The sequence below is a fragment of the Rathayibacter sp. AC182 genome, assembly GCF_979253875.1.
On record NZ_CEEDEK010000005.1, the window covers coordinates 1625392 to 1644413 of the forward strand.

Here is a 19022-nt window from a genome sequence, read left to right on the forward strand (position 1 = left end):
GCGCGGGCCTCTCCGAGGGGTTCGAGCAGGAGCGCGCCGAGCGGGCCTTCCTGCTGCCCGGCGCCCCTCCGATCGCCGAGTGGACGCTGCCGCCCGAGTCGCAGTGGAAGCTGACGGCCACGATCGTGGGCCGGGGCGAGATCTACGCGCACGACTGGGGCGACGCCTCCGCCATCGACCGCTGGCTCGAGGAGCACTACGACCGGCACCACCTCGAGATGCGCTCGACGCTGCGCCAGTGGATCGCGGTCGCGGCCGACCACGCGGCGATGCGCGGCGTTCCGCTCGTCTTCGGCGAGGGCTGGGTCGGCTACACGCCGCTCGAGGGGCGCTTCGAGGAGGGGCCGATCGGCGCCGAGTACTGCCGACTCGCGATGGCGGAGTCGCCGGCGCGTCGGTGCGTGGGGCTCGATCGTCTGCTCGAACGCGGGCTCCGCAGCACCCGATGTGGGACGACGCCGCCCTGCAGGTGGAGTGGCAACGCGCTGTTCACGGGGGAGTAGGGCCGGCGCGGGAAGGGCCGTCCGCCCTTCCCGCGCTCACTCGCGGTTGAACAGCAGCAGCTCGGGCAGGCTCGTCGCGAAGTAGTCGGTCGAGCCGTCCTCGCGCACGGCGGCGGGCGCGGTGAACTGCGGTCGCGCCTCGCCGAGACTCACGGGGGAGTGCCCGGGGAAGGCCCAGGGCGGTGCGGGCGGCGTCCCAGGCCGCGAGTGCGCGCCCCTCCCCGCCCTCCCAGGGCTGGAAGCGCCGCGATTCGAGCAGGTCCAGCGCCTCCGCGGCCCGGCCGGCCGAGGTGAGCAGCTCCGCGTATCCGACCGTGAGATCGTCGCGCGAGAGCACGAGGGGCAGCTCGCGGTCGAGCCGCTCGAGCCGGTCCCCGTGCCCGAGGCGGGCGGCGAGCTGGTCGAGCTCGTAGAGGATCCGGCGTCGTCGGGGCGAGCTCCCGCGCGCGGAGGTAGAAGGACCACGCCGCGTCGTCGTCGCCCGCGTCGTTGCAGGCCGAGAGCCCCGCGTTGCGGTGGGTGACCGCGTCGGTGCTGCCGCCCTCGATCGCGCGGCGCCACTGCTCGGCCGCCTCGCCGCGGCGGCCGGCGTCGTAGAGGAGCATGCCGAGCAGCGAGCGCGCGCGGAGGTCGGAGGGGTCGGCGACGATCGCCGCGGTGAGCGCGTCGTGCGCATCGAGGCCGGCGGGGAAGGCGCGCACGGCATCGGCCGCCGCGGCGTCCCGGCGCGCGAGGGCCGCCTCCTCGGCGAGGCCGCGCCGCTCGAGGAGGTGGCCGAGCAGGTAGCCGGCGATCGCCGCGGCGCTGCCGGCCCCCTCCGGTGCCGGCGCCCCGTGCAGGACCGACGCGAGCAGTCGCTCCGTCCTCGGCCGCCTCGCCGAACGAGGCCAGGTCGAGCGCCACGTCGATCCGCTCGAAGGGGTCCTCGGGGTCGCGGCCGTCGAGGGTGCGGGCGAGCTGGTCGAGCGGATCGGTGCGCAGCGTCTCGCGGAGCAGCCGCGTCGCCTCGTCGTCGCGATCGAGGGCGCGGAGGCAGACGGTCGCGAGTGCGCGGGCGCGCAGGTCGTCGGTGTCGAGGCGGAGGGCGGTGCGCAGGTCGTCGAGGGCGGCGGAGTGATCGCCCGCCGAGGCGAGCAGGCACGCGCTCTGACGAGCGCCGCGTGCGCCCACTTCCCGTCCCAGGCGGCCTTGCCGAAGGCGGCGGCGGCCTCGCGGAGTCGTCCGAGGCGCACGAGGACCAGTCCGCGCAGGTGCATCGCCTCGGTGTCGGCGGGGTTGCCGTTCAGCGCGGTCAGACGACGGAGCGACGCGTCGCAGTGCTCCAGCGCCTCGGCGTACTCGCCGCGGCGGTAGGCGTGGTCGGCGAGGGCGAGACGGACCTGCGCGTGCCCGGGATCCCGGCGCAGCGCCTCCTGCCAGTAGGGCAGCGGGGAGCGCGTCGGGTGCCGGTACTGCGCGAGGTGGACGCCGATCAGATGCAGCTCGTCGACCGACGCGGCTCTCGGGGTGACGGGGGCTCGGTCGCCGTCGCGGGCTCCTCCTGGGCCGCCGACTCCGGGACCTCGTAGGAGAGCAGGGTCTCACCCTCGGCGCGGACGACCAGCGAGAGGCCCTCGGGCCCGGGTCGCGAGGTGGAAACGTCGGCCACGAGCGGCGCTCCGGGCGCGAGATCGACGGTCCAGGACTCGAGCACGGCGCCCGCCGCTCGCAGCTCGACGACGGCACCGGGGTGCGACCGGGTGACCGCCACCTCCGATCCGGATCCGGCCGCCCTCCACGTCCAGGTGCACGGCGGTCCCACGGGTGGCCTGGTGCGCCACTCCGATGCCGCTGATCGGGAACCAGTACTGCGAGAACGTCTTCGTCTCGCCGGGCATCAGCCACGAGAAGTCGGGCTGGCTGTCGGTGAAGACGCCCGCCATCAGCTCCACGTAGGGTCCGTCCTCGTCGGTCAGCTGCGCGTCCCAGGCGTGGCCGAAGGGCGCGTCGCCCCAGGTCCACTGCTTCTTCCCGGGCGCGAAGCGGCGGTCGGCCCAGTGCACGAAGCCGGCTCCGGCCCGGTGGTCGTACCGCCGCCGAAGAACGAGTCCTCGGTGCGCAGCACCATGTAGGAGGTGGGCACGGGGATGTTCCGGTAGAAGTCGAGGCGGTCGGCCCCGGGCTCGTCGGCGGCCCTCGCCGGGTAGTCGACGCCGTAGTAGGGGCGGTCGGCCGCGGGGAAAGCGGTGATCGCCCGGCGCGTGGTCGGCGACGTGCTGCACGTCGCGCGGGAAGAAGGACTGGTAGTCGTCGTGCACGCGCGCGGCGACGTTGGCCCACCAGAGGAAGGTGCGGCGCTCGCGGGTGCGGTTGTGCAGGCGCACGTCGAGCTCGACGACGCTGGATCCCGGGCGCAAGCGCACGCCGTGCAGGCCCTTCATGCGGCTGAGCGGGTCGTGGTCGCCGCACCACACGACGACGGAGCCGTCCACGGCGCGCTCGATCTCGTGCCGCGTGGGGAGGAAGGTGCCCGGGCGGTGGTGCTGCGGCCAGTTGAACTCGACCCCGCCGCTGATCCAGGGTCCGGCGAGGCCCACGAGGGCGGGCTCGATCACGCCGTTGCGGTAGAAGAAGTCGTAGCCGGTGGTCTTGTCGTGGCCGGAGTGGATCCGCCCGCCGAGCTCGGGCAGGACGACGACCTGCACGAACTCGTTCGAGCACGACGGCGCTCCAGTCGCGGTCGACGGGCTCCGCGGTGATGCGGTCGATGTACGGCAGCGGGTACACGCGTCCGCTCGAGCCCTGGTAGACGCGGCGGTCGAGGAACATCGGCAGCCGGCTCGGCTCCTCCGGCGCCCAGGTGGGCAGTGTCAACACCGTGTGCCAGACCGCGGCGCCGCCCTCGGCGAGGACGGCGGCGGCGTCGGCGGGCGCGGGCAGGAGCGGGGAGGAGACGGCGGTGGATCCCATGCTGCCGAGGCTAGGAGGAGCGCGGCCGTTCAGGAATGGGCGGATCGGGTGCGGGCCTGGACGATCCTCCGGTGGCGTCGCTGTCGGCGGTCCTCCTCCTCCGCGCGGTGGAGCGAGTTCTCCACAGGTCGGCTGGGAGCCGCCGACACCACACCTGGATGGGTACTACCTCCTGCCACGGGGCTGAAGCGGACCGTCGCCGGCGCGGATGCGCACGAGCGGCTGAGGAGAGGACTACGGATGAGCAGAACGGAACGAGCGGGCGGGCCGGCTGTCGGAGGGGCGCCGACGGCCGCCGCGGCGGCGACGGGATGCGCCTCATCGGCGGGCTGCTGGGCTCGGGAGCGCTCGCACTGCCCGCCGCGGCCGCGGGCGAGCCCCCGCGCACCACGATCGACAACACCCTGCTCCACGGCGGAGCGACGAACGAGGGTCACGACGGTCTCGGCCTGGCTCCGCGCGGGCGAGGTGCTGCAGGTCGATCTGCATCCGCTCAAGGGCGGCCTTCGGGAGCGGGCGAGGGCGAGACGGGAGGCGGGACGGCGGCGATCGCGGCACCCGACGGTTCCGTGCTCGACTCGCAGGTGCGCCCGCGGGGTGCCCCGCCCGGAACGACGGCGGGCGGGTCCTTCGTCGCGGAGCGGACGCTGTGCGTGTTCCGCGGTGCGCGTCACGGATGACGACGTGGCGGACCCCCGTGAACCTCGTCTGAGCGTCGGGGTCGCGTCATCGTCCGGCGCGGCGATCGCGGGCAGGGTGTGGTCCACGTCGTGCGGGATCCAGTCCGGTGCTCGCGAGAGCTACGCGAGTGCCGACGAGCGCAGCTCCTCCTTCACCCTGCACGCCGTCACCGAGACGGGTGCGCGCTACGACATGACGCTGCGCGACTACGACGAGAGTCGCGTCCACGCTGCAGGCGACGAACAAGGGCAACGTGCGGGTCGGCTCCTCCGACCCCTCGTACCTCTCGGTGCCGATGCCGCAGTCGAGCGAGAGCGGAGAGGGATCGGCGCGCAGTACCTGCACGCCGTCGGCCGCGCCGGCGTCGACGGCCTGCAGACGGCCAAGCTCGTCCTCGCCCTGGCCGCCGACCTGCCGGCGTCGATCGCGCCGGCGTACGAGGCCTGCGACGATCGGGTCGCTGGCCTACCGCCGATCGGGTTCCGGGTCGAACGCCGGGGCGCTCACCGGGGTGCTGGGTACCCAGCCGGGCACCGTGGCGGTCGACATCGACGCCGACGGCGACGGCGCCTACGACGGGGAGCGAGACGTCCACCTGTCCGAGATCCTCGCCCGGCCCGGTGCGTCCTCGATCGACTGGCTCGGCCTCGACGCTCAGGGCGACGCCGTCGACACGGCCGATCCGGACGTCCGGCCCCGCGCCTCGATCGGCCGCACCAAGGAGTTCCACTTCACGCGCGTCGACGCCGAGACCTCGGTCGGCGGCGTCTCGATCGTGCGCTCGAGCGGCGGTGGCGGTGATCCCGCCTCCGTGCACTGGGACGACTCCCTCCTCGCGGGCTCGAACTCCGAGCGCTACTCCGTCACCGCGCCGACCGTCTCCGGCGACGCGGGGCCGATTCTGCGCGGCGGTGTGCACCCGCTGGCGCAGCGACGACTCCGGCGCCGGTCGCGCCCAACGCCAACGACTCCGTCCACGGGTCCTACGGCGATCTCCGTGCGATCGACGACTGGTCCTACGGGGCCGACGGCGCGGTCGCCGAGGCGGGGCTCGGAGCACTGAGCCCCCACGTCACGATCGCCAAGACCTCGTCGGTGCCGTCCGACGTCCCTCCCTGTGCCGGGCAGCCGGGTGCCCCACCGGGTCGCCCTCACCTCGGACGGCACGGGCGACGTGGTCGACGCGGCGGTCGTCGACCTCCTCGACGAGGGGGTCCTCGACGACGCCGATCTCGATGCGGCGTCGATCCGCACCTCCCACGGCACCGCGACGATCGATCCCGTGACCGGGCGCATCGAGTGGGCCGCGGGCACGCTGCCCGTCGGCACGGTCGCCGAGCTCCTCCTTCGACGTCGTGCTGCACGTCGGCGGCGACGGCGACCGGGCGCTCGTGAACACGGCAAAGCCTCGCCGGGGCCCCGTTCCAGCCGTCTCGAGTCGGACCGTCGGCACCGACGCGAACCCGTGCGCGACCGTGCCGCACACCGTCGGCGTAGTGCGCAGCTCCGGCTCCGGAAGACGGCGTCCCAGCCCTCGGCCGAGCACGGCGGCGTGGCCGGCTTCGACGTCGTCGGTGAGCAACTCCGGCACCGTCGACGCCACCGAGAGCGACGGTGAGGGACGTCCCGACCCTCGAGCATCTCACCACCGAGGCCGCGATCGAGAACGGCACCGGAGGAACGCAGCCGGCCACCGAGCCGGTCACGGGCCTCAGCATCCCGGCGGGAGGGCGGATCGTCCTGCACGTCAGCGGGCGCGTGGCCGACGGCTACGACGCTCTGACCCTGCCCAACCGCGCCTCGATCACCGAGCAGCTCTCCGGGCTTCGAGCCGCCCGTCGTCGAGGACCCGTGCGCCGATGACGCCACCGCCGCCTGCGCCGAGATCCCCGTGCCCGGAGTCGAGGGGCGTCTCGAGATCGTGAAGACGGCGCTGAAGGACACCGTGGCGCACGGAGGACGCGCGGGCTTCGAGATCGTGGTCCGCAACACAGGACCGCGCCCGGCGGAGGGCTTCACCCTCGTCGATGTGCCCATGCTCGCCCACCCGTCGGGAGTGACGATCTCCCAGTGACGGCGGCCCCGCGAGCACCGACCTCTCGGTCGAGGGGCTGAGCCTGGCTCCGGGCGCCTCGACGACGTTCCGGTGACCGGCCGCGTGGCGGACGGGGTCGACGCGTGGACGATCCCGAATCGCGCGCGGATCGATGATCTGCCCGGGGCGGGCTTCGCGCCGACCGGCGTCGGCCACCCGTGCGCCGATGCCGAGGCGGCGGCGTCCTGCGCTCAGGTCGCCGTGCCCCCGGTGGGAGTCGTCCCGACGGTGCCTCGCATCGACCGGTGCGCTCGCGTCGACCGGTGTCGCGGGCGGAGCGGGAGTGCTGGGAGCGGGGGCGCTCCTGCTGACCGGCGGCGGGCTCCTCCCTCGCCCGTCGACTCCGCTCGGCCTCGACCGCCGCAACGACCTCGATCGATCGGATCCCCGGCGCCGCTGACGCCGGGGATCCGGTCCTCCCTCTCCACCCGCTACTCGAAGGCGACGATGACCTCCCCCTCACCTCTTCCGCTCCACGTCACCGAGCGGCCTCCCGCTGCCCGGTGGGCTCACCGGCGTCAGCACCTGGTCGGCGCCCGACCCGGAGCGCCTCGGAGCAGCTGCTCCGGACCCGCGTCGGCCACGCGCACCCGGATCGCGAGCCGCCGCGGCGACTGGCAACCTGGTCACCGCGTCCGTCGTCCTCATCGAGGAGTGGCGGGCGGGGGAGCTCCGTGCGGTCGATCCGATCCGAGAGGCCCGCTCCGACGTCCGCTGGGCACGAGCGCTGCGGCGCTCGCGGCGGCCGACGTGGCTCCGCCGCCTGATCGGACCCGCTGATCTCGCGGATCCCGGTGCTCCCCACGCCCTCGCGCGGCGCACGGAGCGCGGTCCGGCCGATCGGAGCGGGGGATGACGTCAGGCCCTGAGCGTCCACTCCACCGTCGCCGGGCCCGGAGTCCTCGCGGCCGTCGGCCAGCAGCACCGCGCCGTCGGGGACGTCCACCACCACCGACCCCCGGTCGGCCGAGACCACGAGGTCGCCGAACGGCGTCGGCACGACGGCGGCCGCCCAGTCGAGGTCGCCGAGCTCCGGGTCCACGGCGATCCGCGACCAGCCGTCCGCGAGCGGTGCGATGCCGAGCACCAGCTCGGCGGGCAGCAGCGCGGCGGGGCCGGCTCCCCAGGCGTGAGCGAGGCTCCTGCCGAAGGGTCGGCCGCACATCGACGAGGGGCTCGCCGTCGCCGGGGAACTCCTCCCAGAAGGTCGTGGCTCCCGCGTCGAGCATCGGCATCCAGCGCGAGCGGAGGGAGCGCCACCGCCTCGCGGCGACGACCCGCGGCACCGAGAGCGCGGAGCGCGAACGCCGGCCATCCAGGGCGTGCGCGGCGGGCGGCGCGGATCGCCGCGACGACCGGCTCCGTCGGCTCGATCAGACCGGCGAGCGCACCGAGGAAGCACGTGGCGGGCCGTCGACGCGAGGTGCGCCGCGGTGCTCCTGGGGCTGGTCGAGGCACCGGCTCCACGCGCCGATCGCGCGCGCCCGCTCCTCGAGCGTCGAGCGGAGGGTCGCGGCGAGGTCCCGCCAGCGGCGCTCGCCGGGGTGGCCGACGCGCGAGCAGATCCGCCCCCTGTCGAGAGCGCCCAGAACCAGAGCGCCTCGCAGTGCGGTCGAGTCGCGTCCCGGTTCCGGTTCGACACCCCAGTCGATCAGCACCGGGCCGGTCTCCTCCGAGAAGCCGCCTGGGCGTCGGGGTCGCAGCACGGCGTCCGGTCCCGCCTCCTCGGCGAGCCGCCCGAGGAACGCGGTGGACGCCTCCGCCTCGCGCTCCAGGTGCTCGCGCTCGCCGAAGAAGCGCTGCAGGAACCCCTGTCCGATCACCCACCAGAGGGAGTAGTCGGCGAGCCCGTTCACATACCCGCGGCGCTGCCGTCCCAGCGCGACGAGACCGTCGCACGATCGCCGGATCGGCGACCGTGTACGCGTTCACCGCGGTGGCGAGCGCCTGGTCGCCGATCCACGGCATCCGGTCGCGCTTGGCACCGTCGAGCACGAGCCCCTGGAGGCAAGTGCGCAGGGTCCAGACGCGACGGCCGCGATCCGCGTCAGGCCTCGTCCGAGCAGGCGAACGCACCGGCCGGTCGAGAGGGCCGGATCGACGCGTCCACCGCGGCGTCCGTCACCTCCGCGTCGTGCACGGCGAGGAAGCGGAAGCCCAGCCGGTGCCGCGGGTCCAGCGTCCGCCGCCCAGGTCGACGACGTCGTGCCGCGTCTCGGGCACGGCGTCCGAGAGCGCCTCCTCCCGCGACTTCGCCGACGACGCGCGGAGTGCCGGAGCAGGTGAGCACGGGGCGGCCGAGGAGGGTGCGGCCCGCGTCGAGCAGTCCCGCGCTCGCGACCAGCGGCAGTCGCACCACGGGTTCGTCGTCGAGGTGCGGAGGAGTCGCGCCACCGGGCCGCACTCGCGCCGGCACCCAGCGGTCCCCGTCGAGGACCTCCCAGCCGGTCGCGTCACCGACCGCCAGCGCGGCGGCCTCGGCCCCGACGGTGACGACGAGATCCCGCCCACCGGCGTCGAGTGCCGACCATCCGGTGGGGAGGGCGGTGGCGGGCGCAGCGGCCGTCCACTCGCCTCCCGGCAGAATCTCCACCGCCCCGGCGTCGCGGAGCCGAACGCGGTCCACCGGTCGGGGCGCCAGTGGTCGTCGGAGTAGTCGACGAAGCGCCCCGCCGCCCGTCCCTCGGCGACGATGCGCTCGAGGAGGCCGAGCTCGAACTGCGCCGGGCCGTAGAGCCAGACGGTCTCGGCTGACGGAGCGGCGCCCGGGCGCCGGGTCCGGGAGACCGCCCGCGCGTGCGCGCGGATCCCCGGCCGTGCGCGGGGTCATCCTTGACGGCTCCCGAGGTCATGCCCGCCACGATCTGGCGGTTGAAGAAGATGTACATCACCAGCGGCGGGATCGTGATGAGCAGCACGTCCATGAAGAGGAGGTTCCACGACGACACCGACTGCGAGGAGAAGTTGTACAGCGTCAGCTGCACGGTCGCGTTCTCGTCGCCCGGCAGGAAGTACAGGGCGTAGGTGAAGTCGTTGAACACCGTCACCGCCTGCACCACGATCACCGTCACGATGACGGGCTTCAGCAGCGGCAGCACCACGGTGAAGAACAGGCGGAACGGACCGGCTCCGTCGATCGTCGCCGCCTCGTCGAGCTCGCGCGGGATCGTCAGACGAAGGCGCGGAACAGGAGGATGCAGAACGAGAGTCCGAAGGCGATGTGCACCGCGATCAGGCCGGGGAGGGTCTTGAAGAGCTCGAGGCCCTGCAGCACCCAGATCGTCGGGACGACGGCGGGCGGGATGATGAGGCCGGCGAGGACGAGTCCGTTGACGAGCGGGTTCCACCTGAGCGCGGCGCTGCAGCACGTAGCCGACCATGGCGGCCAGCACCACCATGACCGCGACCGAGACGATCGTCAGGATCGCGCTGTTGACGAAGGCCCGCAGCAGCACGAAGTTCCGGGCCGAGACGACCTCCTGGAGGTTCTCGACGAAGTTCCACTGCGTCGGCATCGTGAAGCCCAGCAGGGACGCCCTGCTGCGTCTTGGACGCGGTGAGGACGATGAAGACGAAGGGGACGATGAACACGAGGACGGCGAGGACGATCGCGGTGATCCCTCCGCCCCAGCGCCACAGGCGGGAGCCGCGGCCGACCGCGCTGACGCACCTTGGCGCGGAGCGGGTCGGCCTCGAGAGGGGCGGTCGAGAGCGGAGTCGGGGTGAGCGGGGTGGTGGTCACAGCTCCTTGTCCTTCCGGTTGAGCCAGGCCGAGAGCGGGAAGATCAGCGCTGCCACGACGAGGAAGAGGATCACGTTGCCGGCGGTCGAGAGACCGTAGAAGCCCGCCTGGTACTGCTTGTAGATGACCGAGGCGACGACGTCGCTCAGGAAGCCGGGGCCGCCCTTGGTCATCGCCCAGATCAGGTCGAACGAGCGCAGCCCGCCGATGAGGGAGAGGAGGATCACGGTCACCGTCGCGGCGCAGCAGCGGCAGCGTGATGTGGCGGAAGTTGGGCGCAGGAGCCCGCGCCGTCGACGCGGGCGGCCTCGAAGTAGTCCTGCGGGATCGCGACGATGCCCGCGATGTAGATGAGGGTCGCGAGTCCGACGCCCTTCCAGACGTCGACCAGGGCGACCGAGAGCAGCGCCCACTGCGGGTCGGTCAGCCAGCCCGGGCCGGCGACGCCGATCGTCGCGAGGCCCTGGTTGATCAGGCCGTCGAAGGGGTCGAGCAGCACCTTGAACGTGATGCCGATGCCGATCGTCGACACGAGGACGGGGAAGAACACGACGCTGCGGAGGAAGCCGCGTCCGATGATCTGCGAGCTGAGCAGGAGGCCGAGCAGCATCCCGAGCACGATCTTCAGCCCCGAGGTGATGGCCGCGTAGATGAAGGTGTTGACGAAGCCCGTGGTCAGCGCCGGGTCCTGGAAGAACTCGACGAAGTTCTCCAGACCGATGAAGGTCGAGTCGAACAGCGTCCACCGCGTGAGGGAGAAGTCAGAGGGAGGCCGCCGTCGGCACGAGGAACAGGACCACGAAGACGCCGGCGGGCAGGTAGAACCAGGTGGGGTAGGGGCTCTTCATCGCCCGGCGCCGCGGAGGCTTCCCGGGGGAGCGGGCGGGCGCGGGGCGGGGCGCTCCTGCGTGAGTGCGGTCATCGGATCTCCGTCGATCGGGCGAGAGGAAGAAGGAAGGGGGCGGCGCACTGGGCGCCGCCCCGGGATCGGGGGCTCGGCGAGCCCGTCGGTCACCAGCCCCTCGAGGCCCAGCTGCTTGGCCTGCTTGGTCACGTCGTCGTCGTACTGCTTCGCGCCCTCGGCGGCCGGGGTGATGCCCGAGCCCACCGCGACGGTGATCTGCTCGAGCGCCGGTCCCTTGATCGGCGACAGGAACTCGAGCGCCAGGCCCGTGTTGCCCGAGTCGAAGTAGCGATGTCCGAGATCATCGGCGGCACGTCGTCGGGGAGCGCGCAGCCCTCGATCACGTACGGGCCCTGGGAGCGGTGGTCTCGCTCTGGATCTCGCAGCTCGGGCGTCGCCAGCCAGGCGGCGAACTCCTTCGCCGCGTCGAGCGTGGCGCCCTCGGTCGACTTCGGGATGTAGACGCCGAACGGCTGCCACACGGTCAGCGGCGAGTCGGTCTCGTCGCCGGGGATCGCGAACAGTCCGACGTTGTCGGCGTCGTCCGGGTAGTTGAGCATCAGCGGCTGCGCGGCGAAGGTCAGGATCGGGTAGTGCGCACCCTCGCCCGTGGCGATCATGCGGACGCCGTCGTCGTAGGTCGCCGACGCGAAGTCCTCGTTGAACAGCCCGGCCTCACTGAGCTGCTCGAGGTGCTCGAACCCGGCGAAGGCGGCTCGTCGACGTACTTGGCCTCGTTCGCCGTGTACGACTCGGCCCACTCCGGGTCCTCGGCGAGCACGTTGGCGAAGTCGCCGAGCAGGAACAGCTGCGAGGTCCAGGTGTCGCCGTAGGTCTGGATGATGGGAGCGACGGTGCCGGCGGCCTTGACGGCCTCCGCGTTCGAGACGAACTCCTCCCACGAGGTCGGGACGCTGAGGCCCAGCTCGCTGTAGACGTCCTTGTTGTAGAGCATCGCGCCCGCCATCGACTGCCCGAGCGGCACGCCGTAGAGGCCGTCGTCGCCCGACAGCGCGCGGACGGCGTTCTCGTCGACCTTGCCCGCCCACTCCTCGCCGGAGAGGTCGACGAGGTTCTGGTCCGGGTTGATCGCCTTCAGCAGCGAGCCGGAGTTGTACCAGAACAGGTCGTTCATCTCGCCCGTGGAGAGGCGCGTCTTGACGACGTTGTCGCCCTCGCTGCCCTGCGGCCGGGTCTCGACGTCGATCGTGACGTCGGGGTTCTCCTCCTGGTACGCCGCCACGAGCGCGTTCATCGTCGCGACGGTCGCCTCCTGGTTGTCGATGAGGATCGAGAGCTGGATCCGGTCGGCGGAGTCGCCGCCGCCGGTGCTGCAGCCGGTGAGCGCGAGAGCGAGGGCCGCTCCTCCGTGCCGAGGGCGAGCACTGCCGCCGGTTCTGTCGGGTCGACATCCTTTACCTCCATGTAAAGACAACTTCTTCGTTGCGGGGGTGCCCGGGGCGGTCGTCCGCTGCGGTCCGGAAGGCCGGTCGGCGGGCGATGCAGGGAGAACATACGTCGGCTCCGTGAAACGTGTCAATCGATCTACGAAAATATGTGGACCGATCTACACGATCGCGACCGAAGCGTTACAGTGGCGTTCGCGGCGTCGCATCGAGGCCGTCCGGCGGGTGACCACCGGGGCGGAGAAGGCGAAAGGACCGCGATGAGCTCGACCGACGGCGCGACTCGCGGACCCGCCACCATCCAGGACGTCGCCCTGCGCGCAGGAGTCTCCCGCGCCGCCGTCTCGAAGGTGATCCGCAACGCCTACGGCGTCAGCCCGGCGATGCGCGAGCGCGTCGCCGCCGCGATCGACGAGCTCGGCTACCGGCCCAGCGTCGCCGCCCGGGCCATGCGCGGCGCGAGCTTCACCATCGGCGTCGAGGTGCCGCACCTGGGCAACGCCTTCTTCAACCGCATCGTCACAGGAGCCGCCGCCGCCCTCGACGGCACCCGGTACCAGCTGATCGTCGCGCCCGCCCAGAGCGACTCGGGCGAGGGGCGTTCCGGGCGATCGAGGCCCTCGTCGACCGCCAGGTCGCGGACGGGTTGATCGCCGTCTCGCCGATGGTCGAGCCGTCGTGGCTCGAGAAGCTCTCGGTCCGCACCCCGATCGTCATGCTCGGCCGGCACGACGCCTCCGTCGGCTACGACACCGTCACCAACGACGACGTCGCCGGCACGGACCAGGTGATGGACCACCTTCCTCGCCCTCGGTCACCGCCGCATCTCGCACCTCACCGTGAGCGAGGAGATCGTGCGGCGCGGTGACCGGCGCCCCGCACGCCGTCCGCCTCGCCCGGTACGAGCAGCGGATGCGCGAGGCGGGTCTCTCGACCGACGTGCTCTACCTCAGTCCCAGCCAGGACGACGCCTATGCGCGCACCCTCGAGGTGCTCCGCTCGCCCGAGCGCCCCACCGCGCTCTTCGCGGGCAACGACGCCCTCGCGCTCGACGCGCTCTGGGCGCGGGCCGATGCGGGCCTGGGCGCCGAGCACTTCTCGATCGTCGGCTACGACGACATCGAGGTCGCCGGGCACCCGGGCATCGCGCTGACCACCGTCGACCAGCTCCGGCGAGGAGCTCGGCGAGCGCGCCGTGCAGCTGCTCCTCGGACGAGCTCGACGGCCGCACCGGAACCCGGTGCACTTCGAGGTGGACCCGGTGCTGCGCATCCGCTCCTCCTCCGCGCCGCCCGCCGGCGCCGATGCCTCCACGACCGTTTCCGCACTCCACTACGCAGAAGGACGACGACGACCGACTGGACCGCCCGCTTCCTGGCGCCCGACGACGAGCTCCCCGGCTCGCCCCTGCTCCGTCGCGAGACCCCGCCTTCGAGACCGGCCACGGAGCCGTGACCGAGGCGGTCCTGCGCCTGTCGGCGCTCGGGATCGTCGAGGCGGTGATCGACGGCACCCCCGTCTCGGACGAGCTCTTCACCCCGGGCTGGACCAGCTACGAGTGGCGCCTGCGCTACTCCGGAGCACGACGTCACGGCCCTCGGTGACCGGCGACCTCCGTGACCTCCGCCCTCGCCCTCGGCGACGGCTGGTACCGGCGGACGCCTCACCTGGGGCGAGGGCGCCGCGCCCTACGGCCCCGAGATCGCGGGTCTCCGCCGAGCTGCGGATCCGCTTCGAGGACGGCGCCGAGCAGATCGTCACGACCGACGGCGGATGGAAGGCAGGCTCGGGAGCGACCACCGCCGACAGCCTCTACGACGGCCAGGACATCGACGCCCGCCTCGAGCCGCAGGGCTGGAAGCAGGCCGGCTTCGACGACTCCGGCTGGAGCGCCGTGCACGAGGTCGACGTCGACCCGGGACCGCTCGAGCCCTACACCGCCCCGCCGGTGCGGCGCCTGCGCGAGGTCGCCCCGCAGAGCATCTGGACCAGCCCGTCCGGGCGCACGCTCGTCGACTTCGGCGAGAACCTCGTCGGCTGGCTCTCTGGCGTCGAGGTGCAGGGTCCAGTGGATCCGTCAATCACCCTGCGACACGCGGAGGTCCTCGAGGACGACGAGCCGGGGTCCGCCCGCTGCGCGCGGCGGAGGCCACCGACCGCTTCACGCTCTCGGGCGGCCGCGACGTGTTCGAGCCGACGCTGACCTTCCACGGCTTCCGCTACGCGGAGGTCGACGGGCGGCTCCGGCGACATCGAGCCCGGCGCCCTGACCGCGGCCGTCGAGCAGCGACCTGCGCCGCATCGGCACCTTCCGGCAGCCTCGAGCCGCTGCTCGACCAGCTGCACGACAACGTCTACCGCGAAGCATGCGTCGGCAACTTCCTCGACGTGCCCACCGACTCGCCCCCAGGCGCTGGACGAGCGCCTCGGCTGGACCGGCGACATCGCCGCGTTCGCGCCGACCGCCGTCTACCTCGCCGACGCGAAGGACTTCTCCGCGACTGGCTGCGCGACCTCGCCCCCGAGCAGACCCACCACGACGGCGCCGTGCCGTTCGTCGTGCCGGACGTGCTGAAGTACCGCGAGGCCGAGACCAGACTTCCTGCCCATGGACTTCGACGGCACTCTGGCGCGACGCCGCGCTACCGGGCGCCGTGGGCGGTCTGGAGGCCTACGGCGACCCGGGTCGTGCTCGAGGAGTCGCTCCCCGATGGCCCTCGCACGCCCGCCGAGTCCGCTCGAACCGGTCCGAAACGGGCGTCTGGGACACCGGCTTCCAGTTCGGCGACTGGCTCGACCTCGACGCCGCGCCCGACGCGCCCGCCGACGCGAAGGCCGACACCGACTTCGTCGTCGCCACGGCGTGCGCGTACCGCACGGCCCGCATCGTTGCCGACTCCGCCGCCGTGCTCGGCCGCACCGAGAGAGCAGGCCGAGTTCACCGAGCTGGCCGAGCGCCTGCGCGCCGGATTCCGGTCGCGGTACGTCGCCGACCAGCGCGTCTTCAGCGACTGCACGACCGTCTACTCCCTCGCGATCGTCTTCGGCCTGCTCGACGACGACGAGCTGGGCTGGGCGGGCGACCGCCTCGCCGAACTCGTCGCCGAGAGCGGCTACACGATCTCGACCGGCTTCGCGGGCACCTCCGTTCATCACCGACGCCCTGTCGTCGACCGGCCACATCGACGCCGCGTACCGCCTCCTCCTGCAGCGCGATGTGCCCGGCCGTGGCTCTACCCGGTGACCATGGGCGCCGACCACCATCTGGGAGCGCGGACCCTGATGCTGCCCGACGGCACCATCAACCCCGGCGAGACGACGAGGCCTTCAACCACGCCGCGCTCGGCGCCGTCGCCGACTGGCTGCACCGCGTCGTCGGCGGCCTCGCCCCGCTCGACCCCGGCTACTCCCGGATCCTCGTCGCCCCTCAGCCTCGGCGACGAGCTGCAGCGGGCGGAGTCGACCCTCGAGACCCCCCACGAGCCTCGCGCGCGGTGCGCTGGGACCGCACCGCCGACGGGGTCTCGCTCGCCGTCACGGTGCCGGAGGGGGCGACCGCGGTCGTCCGCTCGGCCGGCGCCGTGGACCGCGAGCTGACCGCGGGGGAGCACGCGCGACGCCGAAGTCGCTGCGGCCGGCACCGGGGTCGACGCCGACCATCGGCCCCGGTGCGTCAGTCGTCCGGCGACGTAGGTGCGGACGAGGGCGGCGAAGCGTCCCTCGGGCACGTCCGATCCCCGCGTGGCATCAGGCGGCGTGGAGTCCCGGCGCTCCGACCAGTCGGCGCAGAGCGAGCTGCCGCGTCGCGGCGGGCTCCGGATCCGGCGTCGTACCCGATCCGCCAGCCACCGAGGGAGTCGGGGTCGGAGCTCTCCCGGATGAGGAGGAGCGCGTGAGAGGTCCACCAGGTCCTTCTGCGCGACGCGACTCCGCGTGCGAGCGCTTCGACGATCAGCGCCGCCGTCGACTCCGGGTACTCGTGGGTGGCGAATAGTCAGGGGGCCGTCCACGAGGCGGACGGCCGTCGTTGCGTCGAGTGCGAGCGTCTCGGCTCTGCGCGAGATGCAGCCCCCGGCGCGCCGCTCGAATCCGCGCCCCGTACTCCGCCTTCTCTCGAATCCGCCGCCGGTGGCCGGAACCAGGACGCCGATCTCGCGATCGCCTTGGATGCAGTGGCGTTGCCCGAGGGTCGAGGTGTATCCGCCGGCCGTCAGGAGCGCGTGGAGCGCGCCCGACGCGGCGACGACGGGCGACACGGCGGCGTCCGCGTCGACCGTCCGGCGCAGGATCGACGACCGGCTCGGGAATGCTCCGGACAGGAGGGCCACCATCTGACCGCCGACGATGCAGGCCTCCTCCAGGCCGGCGATCGCGAGCGAGGCGTCGCGTAGGCGCGCGGAACGCCGCGTCATCGGCGCGGGACCGGAAGCGGAGCACGACCGCTCTCACCGCGTCCACGTCGTCACCGCCGTGCTCAGGAGACGTTCGACGGCCTCGCCGGAGCCGGAGCCGCCGCCGGAGCGGGAGGTCCCACGCTGCGAGCAGCGGATCGCACCGTGCGGCTCCTGGGTGCTCCAGGCGATCGCAGTGGGCCTCGGCGGGTCCGATCCGCCGGGACCGTGACCCGCAGCGTCGCCTCGCGGGGGTCGCTGCGGCCGAACCCGGCTTCCTCGAAGCGGAAGGCCCCGGGTCCGGAGTACGACGAGCAGCGCGCCTCGGGATCCTCCACGGGGGCGAGGAGGTCGGCAGCCGCGTCCCCGGAGAGCAGAGCCCGCCCGCCGGCGGTCGCCGCGAGTTCCCCCTGCTCGATGACAGGGTCGAAGGGAGAACCAGAACTGGGAGAGACCGCCTCGGGCCCGGATAGTCGTCGAGGAACCGCTCCACGAGCGACTCGGGTCGTCCGCGACCCAGCCGCCCGGGACCCGGGCGGCCAGTGCCGGGTCGGCCGAGAGGAAGCTTCGAGACGGTCATCTGCGAGACGCCGCACTCCCGCGCGAGGGCGGGCCTGCGACCGGGGCCTCGCGAGTGCGCACGAGTACCCGGTGGGAGCGCGAAGCGAGCGTACGGCACCCGACGCCTCATCGGGTCCGCCGCCTCTTCCTGCCGATCGATGCTCCGATCCTCTCCTCGGAGGATGACGCCCCCGTCGTCGAGGCCGAACAGGGCGAAGCGGGGATCCTCCAGCGCGACTCCGCGGGCGGCGGCATTGAGCCGTGGCATCACGAAACCCGTGGTACTGCCCGCCCGTGCGGACGCGGCGCGAGCGCGCATCTCCGAGGGAGTGGGGGCGCGCGGTGAAGACGAGGTGGACGTCGACGTCGTCGCCGGAAGCGGAGGAGATCCGCAGGTCACGAGCGCCGACGATGTGCGCGGCGATCCCCGTGTCGAGAAGCAGCTCGGTGAGGGACGACGCCGAGTCGGAGGTGCTCATAACGCCATTCTAAAACCTTTTGGAGCAAAGCGTTCGTAGAGGTTTTGAAAGGGTCCCTGCGACCGGGAGTGCTGTGCCCGGAAGGCCGTGACGACTATCTGCAGAGCGTGCAAGAATGCACTCCATGTCCGAGAGTGCAACGACCACCGCGCGAGCGCGCCAGGTCGCGGAGCGGCGCGAGCAGCTCGCCCGACGCGCGGCGAGCTCGCGGTCGAGCACGGGATCCAGGGCTTCACGATCGACGGGCTCTGCGAGGACGTCGGCCTCGCGCCGCACGTTCTTCAACCACTTCCCCTCCAAGGAGCAGGCCGTCCTCGGCCGCCCGGAGGAGGGGCTCGAAGGCGAGGCCGTCGCGCGCTTCCTCGCCGGGGGCGGCGCGCCCGGACGGGTGTCCGACGACCTGCCCGAGGCCCTCGCCGACCTGGCCATCGAGCACTTCGAGGCCATCGGACTCACGCCGAGCGCGCGCACGAGCTCGTGGCCCTGCTCGAGCGCGAGCCGAAGCTGCTCGCTGCGCTGCTGAAGGTCGGCAGCGAGCGCGATCGCCTGCTCGAGCGCCTGTCGGCTGAGCGCGAGGGACTGGAGCCGGGCGATCCGCGACCTCGACTCGCCGTGCAGCTGGTCGGCACCGTCGCGCGCCTGTCCGTGGAGGAGGCGCTCACCGCCGAGTCCCCGGCCCCGTTCCCCGAGATCCTCCGCTCCCGTCTCGCCCAGGCCCGCGCCCTGTTCGCTCCCGCCGCCCCCACCACTCCGGAAGAGGACCGATGACCGCCGCCACCGCCAAGCCGCTCCTGCTGACGCAGCGCAGGATCTGGATCATCTTCTCGGCGCTCATCGCCGGAATGCTGCTCCCGAGCCTCGACCAGACCATCGTCTCGACCGCGATGCCCACCATCGTGGTGCAGCTCGGCGGAGTCGAGCACCAGGCCTGGATCACCACCGCCTACCTCCTCGCGACCACGATCGTCATGCCGATCTACGGCAAGTTCGGCGACGTGCTCGGCCGGCGCAACCTGTTCCTGATCGCGATCGCGCTGTTCACCGTCGCCTCGATCGGCCTGCTGTCCGCGGGCGACTTCGAGCTTCGTGGTGTTCCGCGCCCTGCAGGGCCTCGGCGGCGGCGGGCTGATGATCCTCTCGCAGGCGATCATCGCCGACATCGTGCCGGCCAACGAGCGCGGCAAGTACCTCGGCCCGATCGGCGCGGTGTTCGGCCTCTCGGCCATCGCCGGACCGCTGCTCGGCGGCCTGTTCGTCGACCACCTCACCTGGCAGTGGGCGTTCTACATCAACATCCCGGTCGGCATCGCC

The 19022-nt window shown here is 72.8% G+C and carries 26 protein-coding genes and 7 pseudogenes; 20 read left to right on the forward strand and 13 right to left on the reverse strand.

Annotated elements, in window-relative coordinates:
• The first annotated feature begins 125 nt into the window (after nucleotides 1–125).
• The gene (locus AC0CII_RS20100) at nucleotides 126–503 is read left to right on the forward strand and encodes a hypothetical protein (protein ID WP_465230439.1); all 378 of its coding nucleotides are present in this window, start codon (nucleotides 126–128) and stop codon (nucleotides 501–503) included.
• Between the two features lie 149 nt (nucleotides 504–652).
• Here the strand turns inward: AC0CII_RS20100 and AC0CII_RS20105 are convergent, their stop codons facing one another.
• The 4 genes and pseudogenes from AC0CII_RS20105 to AC0CII_RS20120 form a co-directional block, all read right to left on the reverse strand.
• The gene (locus AC0CII_RS20105; RefSeq protein ID WP_465231029.1) at nucleotides 653–1204 is read right to left on the reverse strand and encodes a hypothetical protein; all 552 of its coding nucleotides are present in this window, start codon (nucleotides 1202–1204) and stop codon (nucleotides 653–655) included.
• Between the two features lie 301 nt (nucleotides 1205–1505).
• Nucleotides 1506–1673 (reverse strand): annotated as a pseudogene (locus tag AC0CII_RS20110) (hypothetical protein); the annotation flags it as partial.
• A gap of 74 nt (nucleotides 1674–1747) precedes the next feature.
• A pseudogene (locus AC0CII_RS20115) lies at nucleotides 1748–1984 on the reverse strand (tetratricopeptide repeat protein); the annotation flags it as partial.
• 99 nt (nucleotides 1985–2083) lie between these two features.
• Nucleotides 2084–3187: a DUF5107 domain-containing protein gene (locus AC0CII_RS20120; RefSeq protein WP_465230440.1), complete on the reverse strand. Its 1104-nt coding sequence runs from the start codon at nucleotides 3185–3187 to the stop codon at nucleotides 2084–2086.
• Nucleotides 3188–3763: 576 nt separating this feature from the next.
• Here AC0CII_RS20120 and AC0CII_RS20125 point away from each other — a divergent pair.
• From AC0CII_RS20125 to AC0CII_RS20150, 6 genes are all read left to right on the forward strand, one after another.
• Nucleotides 3764–4132, forward strand: coding sequence for a hypothetical protein (locus AC0CII_RS20125; protein WP_465230441.1), 369 nt, complete (start codon nucleotides 3764–3766; stop codon nucleotides 4130–4132).
• A 254-nt stretch (nucleotides 4133–4386) separates the two neighbouring features.
• A complete protein-coding gene (locus AC0CII_RS20130) occupies nucleotides 4387–5196 on the forward strand; it encodes a hypothetical protein (RefSeq protein WP_465230442.1) in 810 nt (269 codons plus the stop codon).
• Between the two features lie 54 nt (nucleotides 5197–5250).
• The gene (locus AC0CII_RS20135; protein ID WP_465230443.1) at nucleotides 5251–5751 is read left to right on the forward strand and encodes a hypothetical protein; all 501 of its coding nucleotides are present in this window, start codon (nucleotides 5251–5253) and stop codon (nucleotides 5749–5751) included.
• Nucleotides 5748–5996 (forward strand): hypothetical protein, encoded by a 249-nt coding sequence (locus AC0CII_RS20140; RefSeq protein ID WP_465230444.1) that lies wholly within the window; start codon nucleotides 5748–5750, stop codon nucleotides 5994–5996. The genes AC0CII_RS20135 and AC0CII_RS20140 overlap by 4 nt, the downstream gene beginning before the upstream one ends.
• A gap of 28 nt (nucleotides 5997–6024) precedes the next feature.
• Nucleotides 6025–6207 (forward strand): hypothetical protein, encoded by a 183-nt coding sequence (locus AC0CII_RS20145; RefSeq protein ID WP_465230445.1) that lies wholly within the window; start codon nucleotides 6025–6027, stop codon nucleotides 6205–6207.
• A gap of 133 nt (nucleotides 6208–6340) precedes the next feature.
• Complete coding sequence (locus tag AC0CII_RS20150) at nucleotides 6341–6628, forward strand: hypothetical protein (protein ID WP_465230446.1); 288 nt, start codon at nucleotides 6341–6343, stop codon at nucleotides 6626–6628.
• A gap of 78 nt (nucleotides 6629–6706) precedes the next feature.
• Here the strand turns inward: AC0CII_RS20150 and AC0CII_RS20155 are convergent, their stop codons facing one another.
• The 9 genes from AC0CII_RS20155 to AC0CII_RS20195 all read right to left on the reverse strand — a co-directional run bounded on the left by AC0CII_RS20155 (nucleotide 6707) and on the right by AC0CII_RS20195 (nucleotide 12309).
• Nucleotides 6707–7393 (reverse strand): alpha-L-rhamnosidase C-terminal domain-containing protein, encoded by a 687-nt coding sequence (locus tag AC0CII_RS20155; RefSeq protein WP_465230447.1) that lies wholly within the window; start codon nucleotides 7391–7393, stop codon nucleotides 6707–6709.
• Between the two features lie 208 nt (nucleotides 7394–7601).
• Entirely contained in the window at nucleotides 7602–8084 is a 483-nt protein-coding gene (locus tag AC0CII_RS20160; RefSeq protein ID WP_465230448.1) for a hypothetical protein, read from the reverse strand.
• Nucleotides 8085–8275: 191 nt separating this feature from the next.
• Nucleotides 8276–8587: a hypothetical protein gene (locus AC0CII_RS20165; RefSeq protein WP_465230449.1), complete on the reverse strand. Its 312-nt coding sequence runs from the start codon at nucleotides 8585–8587 to the stop codon at nucleotides 8276–8278.
• Between the two features lie 94 nt (nucleotides 8588–8681).
• On the reverse strand, nucleotides 8682–9743 hold the full coding sequence (locus tag AC0CII_RS20170; protein ID WP_465230450.1) for a carbohydrate ABC transporter permease: 1062 nt from the start codon (nucleotides 9741–9743) through the stop codon (nucleotides 8682–8684).
• A 223-nt stretch (nucleotides 9744–9966) separates the two neighbouring features.
• A complete protein-coding gene (locus tag AC0CII_RS20175; protein ID WP_465230451.1) occupies nucleotides 9967–10197 on the reverse strand; it encodes a hypothetical protein in 231 nt (76 codons plus the stop codon).
• Between the two features lie 2 nt (nucleotides 10198–10199).
• Nucleotides 10200–10580 (reverse strand): carbohydrate ABC transporter permease, encoded by a 381-nt coding sequence (locus AC0CII_RS20180; RefSeq protein ID WP_465230452.1) that lies wholly within the window; start codon nucleotides 10578–10580, stop codon nucleotides 10200–10202.
• A 234-nt stretch (nucleotides 10581–10814) separates the two neighbouring features.
• A complete protein-coding gene (locus tag AC0CII_RS20185; RefSeq protein WP_465230453.1) occupies nucleotides 10815–11024 on the reverse strand; it encodes a hypothetical protein in 210 nt (69 codons plus the stop codon).
• Complete coding sequence (locus AC0CII_RS20190) at nucleotides 11021–11494, reverse strand: hypothetical protein (RefSeq protein WP_465230454.1); 474 nt, start codon at nucleotides 11492–11494, stop codon at nucleotides 11021–11023. The genes AC0CII_RS20185 and AC0CII_RS20190 overlap by 4 nt, the downstream gene beginning before the upstream one ends.
• Nucleotides 11491–12309, reverse strand: coding sequence for an ABC transporter substrate-binding protein (locus tag AC0CII_RS20195; protein WP_465230455.1), 819 nt, complete (start codon nucleotides 12307–12309; stop codon nucleotides 11491–11493). The genes AC0CII_RS20190 and AC0CII_RS20195 overlap by 4 nt, the downstream gene beginning before the upstream one ends.
• Before the next feature lie 231 nt (nucleotides 12310–12540).
• Here AC0CII_RS20195 and AC0CII_RS20200 point away from each other — a divergent pair, with 231 nt between their 5' ends.
• The 13 genes and pseudogenes from AC0CII_RS20200 to AC0CII_RS20260 form a co-directional block, all read left to right on the forward strand.
• Nucleotides 12541–12930 (forward strand): LacI family DNA-binding transcriptional regulator, encoded by a 390-nt coding sequence (locus AC0CII_RS20200; protein WP_465230456.1) that lies wholly within the window; start codon nucleotides 12541–12543, stop codon nucleotides 12928–12930.
• Entirely contained in the window at nucleotides 12927–13148 is a 222-nt protein-coding gene (locus AC0CII_RS20205; protein ID WP_465230457.1) for a hypothetical protein, read from the forward strand. The genes AC0CII_RS20200 and AC0CII_RS20205 overlap by 4 nt, the downstream gene beginning before the upstream one ends.
• Entirely contained in the window at nucleotides 13145–13735 is a 591-nt protein-coding gene (locus tag AC0CII_RS20210) for a substrate-binding domain-containing protein (RefSeq protein ID WP_465230458.1), read from the forward strand. Before AC0CII_RS20205 ends, AC0CII_RS20210 begins: the two co-directional genes overlap by 4 nt.
• Nucleotides 13732–13884, forward strand: a complete 153-nt coding sequence (locus tag AC0CII_RS20215) for an alpha-L-rhamnosidase N-terminal domain-containing protein (protein ID WP_465230459.1) — start codon at nucleotides 13732–13734, stop codon at nucleotides 13882–13884. The genes AC0CII_RS20210 and AC0CII_RS20215 overlap by 4 nt, the downstream gene beginning before the upstream one ends.
• A complete protein-coding gene (locus tag AC0CII_RS20220; protein WP_465230460.1) occupies nucleotides 13881–14483 on the forward strand; it encodes a family 78 glycoside hydrolase catalytic domain in 603 nt (200 codons plus the stop codon). The genes AC0CII_RS20215 and AC0CII_RS20220 overlap by 4 nt, the downstream gene beginning before the upstream one ends.
• Nucleotides 14465–14794, forward strand: a pseudogene (locus tag AC0CII_RS20225) (hypothetical protein); the annotation flags it as partial. The gene AC0CII_RS20220 and the pseudogene AC0CII_RS20225, both read left to right, overlap by 19 nt.
• Nucleotides 14795–14934: 140 nt before the next feature.
• Nucleotides 14935–15144: pseudogene (locus AC0CII_RS20230) on the forward strand (hypothetical protein); the annotation flags it as partial.
• A gap of 121 nt (nucleotides 15145–15265) precedes the next feature.
• Nucleotides 15266–15478, forward strand: a pseudogene (locus AC0CII_RS20235) (alpha-L-rhamnosidase-related protein); the annotation flags it as partial.
• A 17-nt stretch (nucleotides 15479–15495) separates the two neighbouring features.
• Entirely contained in the window at nucleotides 15496–16176 is a 681-nt protein-coding gene (locus tag AC0CII_RS20240) for an alpha-L-rhamnosidase C-terminal domain-containing protein (protein ID WP_465231030.1), read from the forward strand.
• Between the two features lie 1659 nt (nucleotides 16177–17835).
• Nucleotides 17836–18234, forward strand: coding sequence for a hypothetical protein (locus AC0CII_RS20245; RefSeq protein WP_465230461.1), 399 nt, complete (start codon nucleotides 17836–17838; stop codon nucleotides 18232–18234).
• On the forward strand, nucleotides 18189–18479 hold the full coding sequence (locus tag AC0CII_RS20250) for an acyl-CoA-like ligand-binding transcription factor (RefSeq protein WP_465230462.1): 291 nt from the start codon (nucleotides 18189–18191) through the stop codon (nucleotides 18477–18479). Before AC0CII_RS20245 ends, AC0CII_RS20250 begins: the two co-directional genes overlap by 46 nt.
• A 116-nt stretch (nucleotides 18480–18595) precedes the next feature.
• Nucleotides 18596–18718, forward strand: a pseudogene (locus tag AC0CII_RS20255) (hypothetical protein); the annotation flags it as partial.
• Nucleotides 18719–18839: 121 nt separating this feature from the next.
• Nucleotides 18840–18947, forward strand: a pseudogene (locus AC0CII_RS20260) (hypothetical protein); the annotation flags it as partial.
• Nucleotides 18948–19022 lie beyond the last annotated feature (75 nt).

What these genes read in the sequence shown, in the direction of transcription:
- AC0CII_RS20125 (WP_465230441.1), top strand. Translation starts at nt 3,764, where the DNA reads ATGCGCCTCATCGGCGGGCTGCTGGGCTCGGGAGCGCTCGCACTGCCC.
- AC0CII_RS20150 (WP_465230446.1), top strand. Translation starts at nt 6,341, where the DNA reads ATGATCTGCCCGGGGCGGGCTTCGCGCCGACCGGCGTCGGCCACCCGT.
- AC0CII_RS20155 (WP_465230447.1), bottom strand. Translation starts at nt 7,393, where the DNA reads ATGTGCGGCCGACCCTTCGGCAGGAGCCTCGCTCACGCCTGGGGAGCC.
- AC0CII_RS20170 (WP_465230450.1), bottom strand. Translation starts at nt 9,743, where the DNA reads ATGCCGACGCAGTGGAACTTCGTCGAGAACCTCCAGGAGGTCGTCTCG.
- AC0CII_RS20180 (WP_465230452.1), bottom strand. Translation starts at nt 10,580, where the DNA reads ATGCTGCTCGGCCTCCTGCTCAGCTCGCAGATCATCGGACGCGGCTTC.
- AC0CII_RS20190 (WP_465230454.1), bottom strand. Translation starts at nt 11,494, where the DNA reads ATGATCGCCACGGGCGAGGGTGCGCACTACCCGATCCTGACCTTCGCC.
- AC0CII_RS20200 (WP_465230456.1), top strand. Translation starts at nt 12,541, where the DNA reads ATGAGCTCGACCGACGGCGCGACTCGCGGACCCGCCACCATCCAGGAC.
- AC0CII_RS20240 (WP_465231030.1), top strand. Translation starts at nt 15,496, where the DNA reads ATGTGCCCGGCCGTGGCTCTACCCGGTGACCATGGGCGCCGACCACCA.
- AC0CII_RS20245 (WP_465230461.1), top strand. Translation starts at nt 17,836, where the DNA reads ATGTCCGAGAGTGCAACGACCACCGCGCGAGCGCGCCAGGTCGCGGAG.